13 protein-coding genes are annotated in these 15,458 nt (G+C 56.8%); all 13 read left to right on the top strand.

What is annotated here, in order from left to right:
• Positions 1 to 71: 71 nt before the first annotated feature.
• Complete coding sequence (gene tagH, locus JTA15_RS08600) at positions 72 to 1,856, top strand: type VI secretion system-associated FHA domain protein TagH (protein WP_219373118.1); 1,785 nt, start codon at positions 72 to 74, stop codon at positions 1,854 to 1,856.
• A complete protein-coding gene (locus JTA15_RS08595) occupies positions 1,853 to 2,650 on the top strand; it encodes a PP2C family serine/threonine-protein phosphatase (protein ID WP_014170545.1) in 798 nt (265 codons plus the stop codon). Before tagH ends, JTA15_RS08595 begins: the two co-directional genes overlap by 4 nt.
• Before the next feature lie 16 nt (positions 2,651 to 2,666).
• Positions 2,667 to 3,653: a hypothetical protein gene (locus tag JTA15_RS08590; protein ID WP_113655980.1), complete on the top strand. Its 987-nt coding sequence runs from the start codon at positions 2,667 to 2,669 to the stop codon at positions 3,651 to 3,653.
• A gap of 9 nt (positions 3,654 to 3,662) precedes the next feature.
• Positions 3,663 to 4,475 (top strand): type VI secretion system accessory protein TagJ, encoded by an 813-nt coding sequence (locus JTA15_RS08585; protein WP_041162721.1) that lies wholly within the window; start codon positions 3,663 to 3,665, stop codon positions 4,473 to 4,475.
• The gene (gene tssE / locus JTA15_RS08580) at positions 4,468 to 5,031 is read left to right on the top strand and encodes a type VI secretion system baseplate subunit TssE (RefSeq protein WP_010432861.1); all 564 of its coding nucleotides are present in this window, start codon (positions 4,468 to 4,470) and stop codon (positions 5,029 to 5,031) included. Before JTA15_RS08585 ends, tssE begins: the two co-directional genes overlap by 8 nt.
• A 2-nt stretch (positions 5,032 to 5,033) precedes the next feature.
• Entirely contained in the window at positions 5,034 to 6,905 is a 1,872-nt protein-coding gene (tssF, locus tag JTA15_RS08575; RefSeq protein WP_020883467.1) for a type VI secretion system baseplate subunit TssF, read from the top strand.
• Positions 6,902 to 7,945 (top strand): type VI secretion system baseplate subunit TssG, encoded by a 1,044-nt coding sequence (tssG, locus tag JTA15_RS08570; RefSeq protein ID WP_025203894.1) that lies wholly within the window; start codon positions 6,902 to 6,904, stop codon positions 7,943 to 7,945. Before tssF ends, tssG begins: the two co-directional genes overlap by 4 nt.
• A gap of 34 nt (positions 7,946 to 7,979) precedes the next feature.
• Entirely contained in the window at positions 7,980 to 10,595 is a 2,616-nt protein-coding gene (gene tssH / locus JTA15_RS08565; RefSeq protein ID WP_219373117.1) for a type VI secretion system ATPase TssH, read from the top strand.
• A gap of 24 nt (positions 10,596 to 10,619) precedes the next feature.
• Positions 10,620 to 12,056, top strand: a complete 1,437-nt coding sequence (locus JTA15_RS08560) for a serine/threonine-protein kinase (protein WP_014170537.1) — start codon at positions 10,620 to 10,622, stop codon at positions 12,054 to 12,056.
• Between the two features lie 36 nt (positions 12,057 to 12,092).
• Positions 12,093 to 13,511 (top strand): phospholipase, encoded by a 1,419-nt coding sequence (locus JTA15_RS08555; protein ID WP_219373116.1) that lies wholly within the window; start codon positions 12,093 to 12,095, stop codon positions 13,509 to 13,511.
• Positions 13,512 to 13,546: 35 nt separating this feature from the next.
• Complete coding sequence (locus tag JTA15_RS08550) at positions 13,547 to 14,269, top strand: ankyrin repeat domain-containing protein (protein ID WP_198921950.1); 723 nt, start codon at positions 13,547 to 13,549, stop codon at positions 14,267 to 14,269.
• Positions 14,245 to 14,730, top strand: a complete 486-nt coding sequence (locus JTA15_RS08545) for a hypothetical protein (protein ID WP_224212625.1) — start codon at positions 14,245 to 14,247, stop codon at positions 14,728 to 14,730. The genes JTA15_RS08550 and JTA15_RS08545 overlap by 25 nt, the downstream gene beginning before the upstream one ends.
• Positions 14,731 to 14,812: 82 nt before the next feature.
• A partial coding sequence (locus tag JTA15_RS21780) for a type VI secretion system Vgr family protein (RefSeq protein WP_255580191.1) occupies positions 14,813 to 15,458 on the top strand: 646 nt, incomplete at its 3' end.

The raw sequence follows: 15,458 nt of genomic DNA, 5'->3' as shown, positions 1-15,458 counted from the left end.
CCCCAAACGCCGCCGTTCTCGCCCCGAGAGCGGCAGCGTTTGAGCGCTAATCATACCAGCAGGAATACGCCATGCGATTCACGATTATTTCTACAAAACCCGGTCATCAGCCGCCGCAGAGCAGCTGTGATTTTTATGCCCCGGGCGGCACCATTGGGCGCGGTACGGATAACAATCTGGTATTGCCGGACAATGACCGCACCATCTCGCGTTTGCAGGCCATTGTTCACGTTGACGCCCAGGGCGAATGCCGCGTCACTAACCGTGGCAGCGTCACCCGCGTGGTATTGAATGACATTCCGCTTGAGCGCGGGCGCCAGGTAGAGCTGCAGGATGGGGACATTCTCGGTATTGATGATTACCGCATCGAAGTGACCGAACTGATTCATGATACGCAGCCAGTCAGCCGCATGGCGGCGACCATGCAGCAGCAGGCGCGTCCAGCCGCGGCCCCTGCGGCAGCCCCGCAGCCAAAGCCTGCGAGCGCCGCCCCGCGCGGGAAGGCGGAACCGACTGCTGTGCCGTCGGAAATCTGGGATAGCCTGATGCAGGAGTTCTCTATCTCCGACAGCATTTCCAGTTCTCGGGCGAAGCCGCAGCCGGCAGCGTCGCACGATCCGTTCTCCCAGCCTGTCGCACCTGAGCGTAACGCTGAAGATCCGCTGGCGATGTTCAATGACAGCGATCCAAAGCTTGAGCGTAAGAACGTGGATCCGGATACGCTGTTCAGTGACGAAGCGTTGTTCAAAAAAGAGAGCATTTTTGACGACGTCACCCCGTCTACGCTGGTGCCGCCCAATGAAGCTAAACCTGCGCAGCCTCAAGAAGAGCAGACGGATGAACTCGATCCGCTGGCACTGTTTGGCGGTAGTGCCAGCGCACCTGCCGCACGAAATGATGACCCCCTCGGGTTGATGGGCGGGGCACCGTTAACCCATCCGGATGAGATTGTCGGCGATAAGCCAGAGGCCGTCGTTGAGCCAGAACTGACGCCAGAGCCGCAAGCAGAACAGGAAGAGGACGTCCTTGCCGCTTCTCCGCTGTTTGCTCCTGAGCCGCAGGTGCCGCCGCGCGCGGAAGAAGAAGAGCCGGCGCGACCGGATTATGCCGGCTTCACCATGCCAACCCCGCAGGCCGTGGCGCGCAGTAATGCCCAGGCACCTAAAGGGCGTTTGCGTATTGACCCGGTCAAAAACTCGGCGTCGCCAGCAGCCCATAATGGCGAAAAGGGTGAAGTACTGCAGGGCGAATTACTTGAGGCACTGCTGGAAGGGATGGGGCTCAGCGAAATGCAGCCCGTCCCGCAGTTTGACCGTGAAAATATGCGTCAGCTGGGGCAAATTCTGGGCATGTTCTCTCAGGGCACCGTGGCGCTGCTTTCTTCGCGCTCCATTCTCAAGCGCGGCGTAAAAGCCGATATGACCATGGTACTTGATGATGCCAACAACCCGTTCAAACTGTTGCCGACCGGGAAAACCGTTCTGATCCAGATGTTCGGTACGCCAATGCCGGGCTTTATGCCGCCGACAAAATCCGTGCGTGACGCGCTGATCGATCTGCAGGCGCATCAGCTGGGTATGATCTCCGGTATCCGCGCCATCATTGCCGCCATGCTGCAATCCTTCAACCCGGAACAGCTGGAAGAGCAGGCGAAGCAGAACGGGATGACCTCCCGACTGGCGCTACCGGGCAGTCGCAAAGCCGCGCTGTGGGACTACTTTGTCCGCAGCTATGGTGAAACGGCAGGCGAGATTGAGGATGACTTCCACACCCTGTTTGGCGAAGCCTTCCTTCATGCTTATGACATGGAGGTAAATCAGTACAAAGACTCACAGAGCGGATCGGAAGAAAAATGAATATCGCAACGGCTTCTCTCTCCCGCCAGGGGACGCGCGCCAGCAACCAGGATCAGACGGGAGAAACCATAGGGGAACGTTCAGCCTGTTTTGTCGTCTGTGATGGTATCGCTGGTCTGCCGGGCGGTGAGGTGGCCGCTGAACTGGCCCGCAACAGTATTATCTCCCGCTTCGATGGCGACAAGCACCTGAACGCGCAGCATATTCGCGACTATGTGCAAACGGCGAATCGCACCATTCTCAGCGAACAGCAGGCGGTTCAGGATTATCGTCGGATGGGCACCACGCTGGTCAGTCTGTTTATCGACAGAGATTACCGACTGGCCTACTGGGCACATGCCGGGGACAGCCGCCTGTATCTGTTTCGCCGGGGCTGGCTGTGGCATGTCACCACCGATCACAGCCTGGTTCAGCAGATGAAAGATGCAGGGCACGACACCGATAACCTCAACAGCAATTTGCTCTATCTGGCGCTGGGTATTGAAAACGGTGGGCCAGAAGCGAGCTACAGCGATGTGGTGCAGGTCGAAGACGGAGATGCATTTCTACTCTGTACAGACGGTTTCTGGCACGGCGTCAGCGAAGAACAGATGAAACAGTCGCTGCACATGGTTAACACGCCACAAGAGTGGCTGACCTTAATGAACCAAATCATCCAAAAGAATGGCGAACAGGAGGGGAATGCTCAGGATAACTATACCGCCCTGGCGGTATGGATGGGCAACCCTCAGGACACCACTTTGCTGCATACGCTTTCTGACGCAGCACAATTTCTTCCCTGCGGAACTGATTAGACACACAAGGAACGATATGAAACTTTGGCTATCGGGTTTAGCACTTCTGGCGGTGGCGTCCACCGCGCAGGCTGAGAATTTCCGCATCGTGCAGTCTCCTGCACAGAAGCTGGATATCTGGATTGATAACATCAAAGACAACACCCCACAGAGCTGGTGTAAGTCAGAGATTGCGCTGCGTATCGTGGCGAACGGCAACAAAGACGTTTCGGTTCTGGAGAACTTTGTCCCGCGTCTGGGCTCGCTGCTGGAACACCAGTGCAGCAAAGTCAGTAAACTGAGCTGGACGCTGAATGATCCGTCCGGGACGACGCTGGCGCAGGGGACAGCAGGCAAAGCGCAGGACTGGGCGCTGGTGGTAAAACAGCAGCAGACTGCGCCAGTGAGTACTCCGGCCAGCGGTGCGTTGCTGCCGCCGGACCAGAACGCGGAAACCCACACGGTTGCTGCCGATCGCACGCCGTGGCAGGAATTTACCCTTCAGGACGGCTGCCATCTGCGTACCTTCTGGGAAGGGGGCTCGTCTGCTCCGGCGCTCTTTATTCCGGATTCAGACACCACCCGCTGCGGAAACGGGAGCTGGCTGAGTGGTCACACGGTTATCTCCCAGTCCCGTAGTGGTGGACAAAAAGAGATACCGGTGACCTACATTCACGGCTTCCCGGTCATGGGACTGAATCAAAGTGCCGACCCGGAAAACGCGCTGATCACCTCCGTCAACAAAGAGCGCATGGTTTTCAGCACCTCCAACAGCGACCAGAGCTGGATGATCCTGCCTTACGACAGCAGCCTCAACGGCTGGAAAAGCAACGGCACGGTGGCCGTGGAGATTTCACGTGAGACCGCCAGCGACGATGCAAAACTGCAGGCGCGTATCGCCGCGGTGAAAAAAATCTGGGGCGCCTGGGTTACCCCTGGCACAACGCTCAATATCGTCCTGATTGACACCCTGCGCCCTCAGCTGCGCGATCCGGCAGTCGGCGCCTGGCGCGCGGCAAACTAAGGAATGGCTATGAATACGCTCTATCAACACCTGGCGGGTGAATCGCTGAGTGACGCGCTGGTGCGTCTTGAAGCTGAGATCAAAGCCCGTCCGGCCGATGCCGATCTCCGTGCCGCGTTTGTGCAGTTTTTGACCCTCAGTGGTAACTGGACGCGTGCCCTGACTCAGCTGAAAAGCTGGCTGGCACTTAAGCCCCAGGCTAAACCAACCGTTACCCTGCTGGAGCAGTCCATCCAGGGCGAGCTGCAGCGCGCGCAGGTGATGGCGGGGCAGGCTCGTCCTGCCATGCCTGAAACGCAGTGGCCATGGCTTACCACGCTTGCCGCCGCGCTTAATGACGCGGGAGAGCGTGCTCAGGCGCTGCGTCTGGAAGCCCTTGAGCAGGCGCAGGCAACGGCGGGTCAAATCACACTTGAGAATGACGAGACGCAGGCATTCGCATGGCTGATGGACGGCGATGCTCGTCTGGGGCCCGTGTGTGAAACCATCGTCAACGGCCGTTATTTCTGGCTGCCGTTTAACGCCATCGCCGAGATCCGTTTCCAGGCGCCTGCCAGCGTGACTGACCTGGTGTGGCGTCATGCGCTGGTGCGCCTGACGGACGGTACCGAACAGGTTTGCCAGATCCCGGCGCGCTATCCTTTCGCAGCGGATGCGTCTGACGCGGTTAAGCTCGCGCGCACCACCGAATGGCTGCCGCTCGACAATGACGGCACGCTGTATGAAGGTATGGGGCAGAAAGCCTGGCTTAGCGAGCAAAGCGAAAGCCCATTGCTGTCGTTGAACCTGGTGACGTTTGCTGCGGATGGAGCCCATGAGTAATCCCGCTGGCGAAGGCGATCTGCTGCGCAGCGGCTGGCAAGCCCGCAGCAAGCAGGAGAAGGTGGGGGCGCGCGATAAAATGCAGCCCTCGCTGCTGGATCGCCTCACCGATAACGATCCGGAAAAAAAACGCGAGTCCGCCAACAGTAATCTGATTACCCACGCCGCCCTGCGCCGTAACGTGCTGCGGGATCTGCAGTGGTTGTTTAACACCATCAACCATGACGCATCCGGTGACCTGAGCGCGTTGCCGCATGTGAACCGCTCGGTGGTTAATTTTGGCGTCGCGCCGCTGGCCGGGAAAAGAATGTCAGACATTGAATGGCACGACATTCAGCGCAAGCTTACCGAGGCCATCATTAACTTTGAACCGCGTATTTTGCCGCAGGGACTGCAGGTCCGCTGCGTGTCAGACACCTCGTCACTGGATCTGCACAACGTGTTGTCCATTGAGATAAAAGGGCGTCTGTGGTGTGTGCCGTACCCGCTGGAGTTTCTGTTTCGCACCGATGTCGATCTGGAAAACGGCCATTTTGAACTGAAAGATGCGGGGTGATCATGGAAAGTAAACTGCTCGAATATTACAACCGTGAACTGGCCTATCTGCGTGAAATGGGCGCTGAATTTGCCGAGCGCTATCCCAAAGTCGCGGGTCGACTGGGCATGCGCGGCATCGAAGTGGCGGATCCGTATACAGAACGCCTGATGGAGGGGTTCGCGTTCCTGACCTCCCGTGTGCAAATGAAAATGGATGCGGAGTTCCCGCGCTTCTCCCAGCGTTTGCTGGAAATGATTGCGCCAAACTATCTCGCGCCAACCCCCTCAATGGCGATTGCTGAAATCCAGCCCGACAGCACGCGTGGCGATCTGAGCAACGGTTTTAAGGTGCCGCGTGGCACCATGATGGACAGCCTGGCGCTGAAAAAGACCGGGGTCACCTGCAGCTACACCACGGCGCATGAAGTTAATCTGCTGCCGCTGAAAATCGATAAGGTCGAGCTGGGCGGTGTGCCTGCCGATCTGCCGCTGGCGCAGTTGGGCCTGAGCCAGCGGGGGATCAACAGCGCGTTACGGATCCGCATTGCCTGTGATGGCCCGCAGCATCTTGGGCATCTGGATTTTGACCGTCTGGAGTTTTTCCTTAGCGGCCCGGATATTGAAGCGCTCAAGCTGCTTGAGCTGGTCATGGAGCACCACGCCGGGATTGTCTGCCAGACCGTCAGCAAGCACCCGCAGCGACAGCTGCTCTCTGCGGATGCCTTACGACAGGAAGGGTTTGAGCCGGACCAGGCGCTGCTTCCGGATGACCTGCGCAACTTTGACGGCTATCGTCTGCTGCAGGAATACTTTGCGTTTCCGGCACGGTTCCGCTTTATCAGCCTCAGCGGTCTGGGCAAGCTTATCCAGCACTGTGAAAATGAAAAAGCGTTCGATATTTTCATCCTGCTGGATAAAAGCGATGAGCAGCTGGAGCGGGTGGTTGATGCCAGCCATCTTGCGATGCATTGCACGCCGGTGATCAACCTTTTCCCGAAAGTGGCGGCGCGGCAGAAGCTGAGCGAGAGCCAGCATGAATATCATCTGGTGGTGGATAACATCCGTCCCCTGGATTATGAAATTTATGCGGTAAACAAAATCTTCGGCAGTGCCGACGGCCAGCGTGATGACCAGACATTCCGACCTTTCTGGAGCACCTGGAGCGGTGATGCGGGCAACTACGGCGCCTATTTTTCCCTGCGCCGTGAGCAGCGAGTGCTCTCTGAACATGCCCTGCGCTACGGCACCCGCACCGGTTATATCGGCTCCGAAGTCTTTGTTTCGCTAGTGGATGAACAGCATGCACCCTGGCAGGAAAATCTGCGCTATATCTCCGCGGAAGTATTGTGCACCAGCCGCGACCTGCCGCTGATGCTTCAGCAGGAGCTCGGACAGTTCATCATGGCCGATTCCATGCCGGTGAAATCCCTGACCCTGCGAAAAGGCCCAACGCCGCCGCGTCCGGCTCTGGCCGAAGGGTTTAGCACCTGGCGATTGATCAGCCAGCTGCAGATGAACTATCTCAGCCTGATGGACAGCGAAAACGAAGAGGGCGCCGCCGCCCTGCGTCAGCTGTTAGGGCTGTATGCTAACCTGGCGGAGACGCCGGTTGCGCGTCAGGTTGAGGGCGTTCGCCACTGCGTGCTGGAGCCGGTTCACCGTCGCGTCCCGGAGCCGGGGCCTGTGGTCTTTGCGCGCGGGATCGGCATTACTCTGACGGTGGATGAGCGTGCGTTTTCCGGCGCCAGCCCCTGGCTTTTCGGCAGCGTGCTGGAACGCCTGTTTGCCCGCCTGGTGTCCATCAACAGCTTTACTGAATTCACGCTGAAGAGTCAGCAGCGCGGTGAGATTGGCTACTGGGCACCGCGTATGGGGAAAAGGGCACTACTATGAGCGAAGTCGCCTCCGCGCCGCTGCGTGTCCATCGCCTGACGCCGTTGCCGGACGCTTTCTGGCGCGGCGTTCGAGAGACGCCGTGGCGCTACGATCTGTTCCAGCTATTAAGACGCATTGATGCCCAGGGCGGTGAACGTTATCCGCTGGGGCGCGCGCCGCTGCCGAAATTTGAGCCGTTACGTATCGGTCAGCAGCCATCGATGAGCTTTGCGCCGTCAACCCTCGCGCAGGTGCGCCAGCGTGAAGAGAACGGGCTGCACGAGGTGTCTATCCTCAGCTTCGGTCTGTTTGGTCCAAATGGGCCGCTACCCGTCCATATGACAGAGTACGCCCGCGAGCGTATACATCATCATCAGGACACCAGCCTGAGCGCGTTTGCCGATCTGTTCCATCATCGCCTGACGCTGTTGTTTTACCGTGCCTGGGCTGATGCGCAGCCCGCCGTCTCTCTTGACCGCGCGGACAACAAACGCTTTGAGGGGTACCTGGCATCCTTGATCGGCATGGGCCAGCCGGGGCAGATGACCAAAGGCAGCCTGAGCGCACATGCCCGTTTTACTCACGCGGGGCACCTGACCCGTCACGCACGGGATCCGGAAGGGCTGGAGAAGATCCTGCGCAACTATTTTCACGCCCCGGTAAAACTGGTCACGAACGTGGCGCAGTGGATGCCGCTTTCGCCGCGGGAACAGGCGCAGTTGGGTGAAGGGCGTCGTCTGCCGCGGATGGGAGAATCCGCTTTTCTCGGCGTTGCGGTGCGCGACGTGCAGCACAAGTTTCGTATCGAAATCGGCCCACTGAGCGCGGAAGAATACAACCGCTTCCTGCCAGGCGAAGCGTGGGTCACTGAACTGCGCGACTGGGTACGCCAGTACGCAGGGGTAGAATTTGAATGGGAAACTCGGGTTATTCTGCGCGCCGACGCGGTGCAGGGTGCCTCGCTCGGTAGCGCCGGGCGGTTAGGTTACAACACCTGGCTGGGCCTTCAGCCTCAGCCTGTCCCACGTGGCGATCTGGTGTATCGCGCAGAGCGATAATTTTTCTAACGCATTGTTATCAACGGAACCGAACATGTCAGAAATCAGCCGTGCCGTGCTTTTCGGCAAACTGGATACGCTGTTATTTACCTCACTGGAAAGCGCCACCGCGTTCTGCAAGCTGCGCGGCAACCCCTATGTTGAGCTGGTGCACTGGCTGCATCAGCTGATGCAGCAGCAGGATGGCGATCTGCAACAGGTGATTCGTCATTTTGCCCTCGATGAACAGCAGCTGACGCGCGATATCGTGGCCGCACTGGATGCGCTGCCACGTGGCGCGAGTTCTGTTTCCGATCTGTCAGAACATATCGACAGCGCCGTGGAGCGCGCGTGGGTGTTTGGCTCGCTGAAGTATGGCGTCAGCCGTATTCGCGGCGGGCATTTGCTGATTGGCATCCTGAAAACCTGGAATCTGGCCAACGTGCTGAAAAGCATCTCGGCGCAGTTCAGCTGCCTTAACGTCGACGTGCTGATCGAGCAGTTTGATGCGATTTGCGCTCAGAGCAAAGAGACGCTACAGGCGGCCGCTGCCGCGGATACGCCAGCCGGTACGGTGCCTGCCGCACAGGGGACGTTGGCCCAGTATGGTCAGGACCTGACCGCGCGCGCCCGTGAAGGGAAGATTGACCCGGTTGTCGGGCGCGATGAAGAGATCCGCCAGATGGTCGATATTCTGATGCGCCGTCGCCAGAATAACCCGCTGCTGACCGGGGAAGCTGGCGTTGGAAAAACGGCGGTGGTGGAAGGGCTGGCGCTGCGTATCGCCGAAGGCGACGTGCCGGCACCGCTGCAGAATATTCAGCTTTGGCTGCTGGATATCGGCATGCTACAGGCCGGCGCAGGCATGAAAGGCGAGTTCGAAGCGCGTCTGCAGGCCCTGATTAATGAAGTGCAGTCCAGCGCTACGCCAGTCATTCTGTTTATCGATGAGATCCACACCCTGATTGGCGCAGGCGGTCAGCAGGGTACCGGTGATGCCGCTAACCTGCTCAAGCCGGCTCTGGCGCGCGGGCAACTGCGCACCATCGGCGCCACCACCTGGGCGGAATACAAAAAATACATTGAGAAAGACCCGGCGCTGACCCGTCGTTTCCAGACGGTACAGGTTCACGAGCCGGACGAAGCCAAAGCCATTCTGATGCTGCGCAGCACCGTGTCACCGCTGGAGACACATCACCAGGTACTGCTTCTCGACGAAGCGGTCAGCGCGGCGGTCAAGCTTTCACATCGTTATATTCCGGCACGCCAGTTGCCGGATAAAGCCGTTGCGCTGCTTGATACTGCCTGTGCCCGCGTGGCGGTCAGCCAGAGCGCGCCACCGGCACAGCTGGAAGATTGCCTGCGCCATCTCGCGGCCCTGGATGTGGAGATCGAGATTGCCGGACGCGAAGCGCGCGTGGGTGCCGGCGATCCGGAGCGCGTCGCAGCCTTGACCGCCGAGCGCGATACATACGAAACAAAGCGCGAAGCCCTGACCCAGCGCTGGGAAGAGGAACGTGCTCTTGTGACTGAAATCATCCGCCTGCGTGCCGCGCTGTTTGCCGCGGGTGATGACGAGACCGGCGAACTGCGCAGCGAGCTTAACGCGCAGCAGCAGGCGCTCAACGCTTTACAGGGCGACGAGCCGCTGCTGTTTGCGGCGGTGGATGAAAACGTGGTGGCGGCGGTGGTCTCTGACTGGACCGGTATCCCGCTGGGCCGGATGGTGAAAAACGAAATTGATGCGGTGCTCAACCTGGCTGATACCCTCAACCAGCGCGTCATCGGCCAGCGTCACGGCCTGGATCTCATTGCCCGTCGCGTGAAAACCTCGCGGGCAAAACTCGACGATCCGAACAAACCTGTTGGCGTATTTATGCTCTGTGGCCCGTCCGGTGTGGGGAAAACGGAAACCGCACTGGCGCTGGCGGAATCGCTTTATGGTGGTGAGCAGAACGTTATCACCATCAACATGAGTGAATTCCAGGAAGCCCACACCGTTTCCACCTTAAAAGGTGCGCCTCCAGGATACGTGGGTTATGGTGAAGGCGGGGTGTTAACCGAGGCCGTTCGCCGTCGCCCGTACAGCGTGGTCTTGCTGGACGAAATTGAAAAAGCGCACCCGGATGTACATGAAATCTTCTTCCAGGTCTTCGATAAAGGTTGGATGGAAGATGGCGAGGGCCGCCATATTGATTTCCGTAACACCATCATTATTCTGACGTCCAACGTCGGCACCGATCTGATCAGCGCCATGTGTGCCGATCCGGAACTGATGCCTGAGCCTGAGGCGTTAAGCGGCGCGTTGCGTCAGCCGCTGCTGGAGGTCTTCCCGCCGGCGCTGCTGGGCCGTCTGCTGGTGGTGCCGTATTATCCACTGAGCGACGAGATGCTGGGGCAGATTGTCCGCCTGCAGCTCAAACGCATTCAGCGTCGTCTGCAAGAGAATCACAATATTATTTCCGAGTTTGATGACAGCGTGGTGGAACAAATTGTTCAGCGCTGTACCGAGGTGGAGTCTGGTGGCCGCATGGTGGACGCTATTCTGACAAACACCTTGCTGCCTCAGATGAGCCAGATATTACTTACCGCCAGCCGCAGCGATGAGCAGTACCGACGTCTGCACGTCACCTGTGAGCAGGGCGAGTTTCACTGTCAGTTTGCCGCGTAATAATCATCAAGAGAACTGTAAAAGATGACGGATAATGATAACAATCGGACTGTCCCAAACGCGCTCCCGGTCGGGTATCGCTTCAACGAGTTTGAAATTAAAGAGGTGATCGGCGGCGGCGGGTTCGGCATCGTCTATCGCGCGTGGGATCATCAGCTCGAACGCACTATCGCTATCAAAGAATTTATGCCTGCCTCGCTCGCCGTGCGCGGCGACGATATGACGCTGGTACTGCGCAGCGAACGTTTTGGCAAAGCGTTTTCCGCCGGCCTGAACAGCTTCATTCAGGAAGCCCGCCTGCTGGCGCGCTTCAATCACCCGAACCTGCTTCACGTGCTGCGTTTCTGGGTGCAAAACGATACGGCCTATATGGGAACGCTGTTCTATAGCGGTACCACGCTCTCCCGTCTGCGCGAACAAAAGCCGGAGCTGATTAACGAAGCCTGGATCCGTCGTATGCTGCCCATGCTGTTCGGTGCCATTAAGACAATTCATGACGAAGGCTATCTGCACCGCGACATCTCTCTGGATAACATCCAGATTCAGGACAACGGCCTGCCGGTTCTGCTCGATTTCGGCTCTGCGCGCCGCACCATTGGTAATCTCTCTGATGAGACGGAAACCATGCTGCGCCCGGGCTTTGCGCCGATCGAGCAGTACACTGACGACAACGAAAGCGAGCAGGGCCCGTGGACGGATATTTATGCCCTCGGCGCCGTGCTGCGTACCCTGATTGTCGGCTCACCGCCGCCGGTCAGCGTGGTGCGCTCAATTCAGGACACCTGCAAACCGCTGGTGGAACTGCAGCCACAGGGCTATTCCCTCTCGCTGCTGCAGGCCATCGACCGGGCGCTGGCGTTGCACATGGAAGACCGACCGCAGTCCATCGATGAATTCGCGGCGCTGATTGAGATGCCGGTAGCGGGTATCGACGATGTATTGAGCGCGAAAAAACCGGGCACGATGCTGGTACCGGTAGAGGAAGAGGCACCGGCTTCTGCACTGGACTGGCACCGGTACAAAATCCCGGCAATGGTTGCTGCGGGCGTGCTGGTTGGCGTCGTCGCCGGAGCGATGCTGTTTAGCGGTGGCGACCATGATGCGCCAGAGCAGGCGGCGCAGACCCCCGCTGAGACGCGCCCCGTTGAAACCGCATCGAACGCGCCGGAAGTGAAACCGGAAACGGCGAAAGCCAGTGAACATGCTGCACCGACTGCGACAGCGCAACCGGCCACCCCGCCGGTGGATGCCAGCCCGGTTGCACTGGTCTATATCCGTATTCTTGACGGTGAGACCCTGAAAGTGAACGGTGAGCCAAAAACACTGCGTCCGGCAAATAACGGTTATGCATCGCTCAAGCTACCTGCGGGCGAGGCCAGAATTGAACTGCAGGGCAACGGGAAAACGCGTACCCAGACGCTGGATATCGCGAAGCCTGGCACCTGGCTGGTGAATCCGTAAGTAAGGTAAGCAGGGACTGGTAACAGGACGGAGCGAATGTATAACCTCAAGTTTGTCTATCTTTTCAGCGAGAATGTCTCGCCAGCGCTTTTCGCGAAAATTATCCGCCCGTCCGTAGCCGGGCAGTGGATAATGTCAGTTCCCGACAATTCGCTGCGCTCGCTGTTTACGCGTTACGATTTGCTGCATTCCATCACCGGGGCGAATCCCTATCAGTCAGGACGCGATACCCGTAAGCTGATCGTGCAGGATCTCGATATCGGCAGGATCGTTGCCATCGACGAGAGTTTCCGTAACTGGTCATCGGTAACGGAGATATTTTATATCAATGCCGATGGCCGACTGCAGGCGGCCTCGCTTACCGGTCTGGGCTGGTATCCGGTAAGCACAATCGTCGATCGCTACGAAACCATGGTGCGAACCTACGGTGCCCGTCCTGAGCCGACGGTACTGCCGAAGCAGGTGGTGAAATCCAAAGCGGCACAGGTGCCGGATGAGGCCACGCCGGGCAAAGACGGTAAAACCTATGCTTCTCAGCTACAGCAGATGACCAAGGCGGAACGCTGGCAGGCGCGTAAGGATCTGATCGCGAAGGGTAGTAATAGCCTTTACCCGGATGCGCAGATCGCCGCTAAACGACTGGCGGCGAATAATATTGCGGTGGAGAAAGCGAAGCTTGCTGAGAATGTTTATAAGACAGTGAATCCGCTGGAGACAACGCCGGGGGTGCCAGAGGGCTGGAAGGATATAAGCAACGATGCATCGGTGCTAAAGAAGTTAGGTCTTAAAAGTAAAACACTTTATGACAAGAGTGAGGATCCTGATTTTCTGGCACGCGTCTATCAGCCTGACCCTGACGTTTTTGGTGGCGATATGAACCCTACGCTGGTGTTCAGAGGGTCGAGGCAACCAGAGTTTTTCCCCATGAAGAACATGACTGACTGGAAAAATAACGGTGCGCAGGGGCTTGGGTTGGAGTCGGATTATTACCGAAGAGCCGTAAGTATGGGCGAGCAGCTCGCCAAATCAGGTCAAAAAATAGACATTGCGGGGCACTCTCTTGGGGGAGGTTTAGCATCAGCCACCTCTATGGCAAGTGGTATGGCGGGATGGACGTTTAATGCTTCTGGCCTAAATTCCGGTACCGTCGAGAAATATGGCGGAAGCATATTGGGCAGCACGGATAACATTCAGGCTTACCGCGTCGAGGGTGAACTGCTGACCAGGACTCAGGAAGTAAATGTTTGGGAAGATTTTAAAATGGTAAAAGGGCACGTGCCAGCACTTATAGCGAAAGAAGAGATTTCTGCCATTATGCCCAATGCTGCCGGAATAGCTCACGACCTTCCTGGTGGAATGGGGAGTGCATTTGACCGACATGGAATAGATCAAGCGATAAACTGTATTGAACAACAGAAGGATGAGGATATCTCTATTATCAGGAGCCGCGCGTGAAATCACTAATTTTTGGCTGGGTAGCGCTTTGTTTAATGTTTATGGTTCAGGGGTGCAAGCAAAATATGGATTTACAACCAGATAATTACTTTAATGGTGACCAGCTCACATTAGCGCGCGCAATTGAGAATGGTGACGGCGATGAGGTGAAAAAGTTAGCTTCGAAAACTGATTTAAACAAACCTGGTAAAGAGGACATGACCCTGTTGTTTTGGGCGGTGATGAATTCACTTAACGATAAAAAAACGCCTGAACATTTAAAAATTATCACTACTCTGATTAAGGCTGGCGCAGATCCGCTGCAGCCGAGGCCGCAGGGAAAAAGTTCGCCTGCAGAATTAGTATTAAAAGCGGACAGCGACGTGTGGATAAAGGCGATGCTGGACGGCGGATTATCTCCAGATGCAAAAGACAAAACGTTTGGTGAGCCTATAATATTCGAAAGTATCGAAGCGAAAAATACCGAGACACTCAAGGCGATGCTTGACGGCGGAGCGGATATTAATATTACCGACTCACTGGGTAGTACATTGTTAGTAGCCGCGCTGGATTACCACGCTTACGATCACGTGCTCCTTTTGCTGAAACGCGGTACTGACCCTGAAATTAGGACTATCAATGGCTGGACGATGGGTAATCAACTTCAACGTTATCTGAACAGAACAGAAGAAGGCAGTGAAGAATATAAAAAACTAACTGAAATCAAAGAGACGCTTATTCAACATGGTGGTAAATGGCCGCCAGCACCAGTCAAGTAAAGGTTAGGGCGAACATGACCGCGAAAAATAAAATTTTCTATTTCTGGGGTGTTATGGATGTCATCGGGATTGTGTTTTATTCGATTGGTCCATACCATTTACTTGAGTCATGGTGGGTTTCCACCGGAGGAAATCCGGGTGTAATTATCTTTATGCTGATAGCAGGTGGCGTAAACGGAATAGTGACAGGTGCTTTTTACCTTGTTTATCTCCTCATGCCAGTTTCCTTGCTTTTTTCTGCCTGGTTTTTTTTCACAAAACATCGATATGCGGTCGGTTTTGCTCTTATACAAGAAGTGCTGCGCGTTATCATCTTCAGTTGCTCAGTGACACTTTTCCCTATGGCGATCGCTGGTTTAGGATTGAGCGTTATTTCCATTAATATTGCTTTATTTATATTATCGGAAATATTAAAGATTGGCTCTCTCATATATATAATCAAAACAGTTCGCGCTAAATAACCAATCTGACACTGCATAGTATTACCATGACACATTTAGTGCCGTGAGTCTTTGCATCGCATAAGCCATATGGAATAAAGTTATGCTCAACCGAATTACCGTTCAGCTCCCGGTGGAGGGGCTTCTGTTCTGGAAACTCACAGGTCGCGAGGCGATGTCCGAGTCGTTCGCCCTGACGCTGACCCTGCTTGGCACGGATGCGCGCATTGACCGCAGCAAACTGCTGGGTCAGCCGGTCACGGTGACCATCCCGACGCAGAGCCTGCTGACGCCCCGCTATATCAATGGAAAAATCACCCGCGTGGCGGTGAGTGCCGTCGAGCTGACGGGCACCCGCTATGCGGTGTACCAGCTGACGGTGGAGCCGGACCTGTGGCCGATGAAGCGCGACCGTAACCTGCGTATCTTCCAGGGCCAGACGGTACCGCAGATTGTGAAAACCCTGCTGGGTGAACATCAGGTTAACGTGGAGGATAAGCTCACCGGGAGCTACCGGGTGTGGGACTACTGCGTGCAGTATCAGGAGTCGAGCCTGGACTTTATCAGCCGTCTGATGGAGCTGGAGGGGATTGCGTATCACTTCAGCCACGAGGCGGACAAGCACACGCTGGTGCTCACCGACGCCGCCACGCAGCATCAGCCGTTCAGCGGCTATGAGGTCATTCCTTACCACCAGACGCCGTCAGGCGGCAGTACGGATGAAGAAGGCATCAGCCAGTGGGCGCTGG

The sequence above is a fragment of the Enterobacter sp. BIDMC 29 genome, assembly GCF_019378755.1.
Lineage (GTDB): Bacteria > Pseudomonadota > Gammaproteobacteria > Enterobacterales > Enterobacteriaceae > Enterobacter > Enterobacter ludwigii.
The sequence above is the reverse complement of the archived record's forward strand: the minus strand, read 5'-3'. Positions and strand labels throughout refer to the sequence as shown.

Excerpts from the sequence above, each read along its gene's own strand:
- tagH (WP_219373118.1), top strand. The coding sequence starts at position 72 with ATGCGATTCACGATTATTTCTACAAAACCCGGTCATCAGCCGCCGCAG.
- JTA15_RS08595 (WP_014170545.1), top strand. The coding sequence starts at position 1,853 with ATGAATATCGCAACGGCTTCTCTCTCCCGCCAGGGGACGCGCGCCAGC.
- JTA15_RS08590 (WP_113655980.1), top strand. The coding sequence starts at position 2,667 with ATGAAACTTTGGCTATCGGGTTTAGCACTTCTGGCGGTGGCGTCCACC.
- JTA15_RS08585 (WP_041162721.1), top strand. The coding sequence starts at position 3,663 with ATGAATACGCTCTATCAACACCTGGCGGGTGAATCGCTGAGTGACGCG.
- tssE (WP_010432861.1), top strand. The coding sequence starts at position 4,468 with ATGAGTAATCCCGCTGGCGAAGGCGATCTGCTGCGCAGCGGCTGGCAA.
- tssF (WP_020883467.1), top strand. The coding sequence starts at position 5,034 with ATGGAAAGTAAACTGCTCGAATATTACAACCGTGAACTGGCCTATCTG.
- tssG (WP_025203894.1), top strand. The coding sequence starts at position 6,902 with ATGAGCGAAGTCGCCTCCGCGCCGCTGCGTGTCCATCGCCTGACGCCG.
- tssH (WP_219373117.1), top strand. The coding sequence starts at position 7,980 with ATGTCAGAAATCAGCCGTGCCGTGCTTTTCGGCAAACTGGATACGCTG.
- JTA15_RS08560 (WP_014170537.1), top strand. The coding sequence starts at position 10,620 with ATGACGGATAATGATAACAATCGGACTGTCCCAAACGCGCTCCCGGTC.
- JTA15_RS08555 (WP_219373116.1), top strand. The coding sequence starts at position 12,093 with ATGTATAACCTCAAGTTTGTCTATCTTTTCAGCGAGAATGTCTCGCCA.
- JTA15_RS08550 (WP_198921950.1), top strand. The coding sequence starts at position 13,547 with ATGTTTATGGTTCAGGGGTGCAAGCAAAATATGGATTTACAACCAGAT.
- JTA15_RS08545 (WP_224212625.1), top strand. The coding sequence starts at position 14,245 with ATGGCCGCCAGCACCAGTCAAGTAAAGGTTAGGGCGAACATGACCGCG.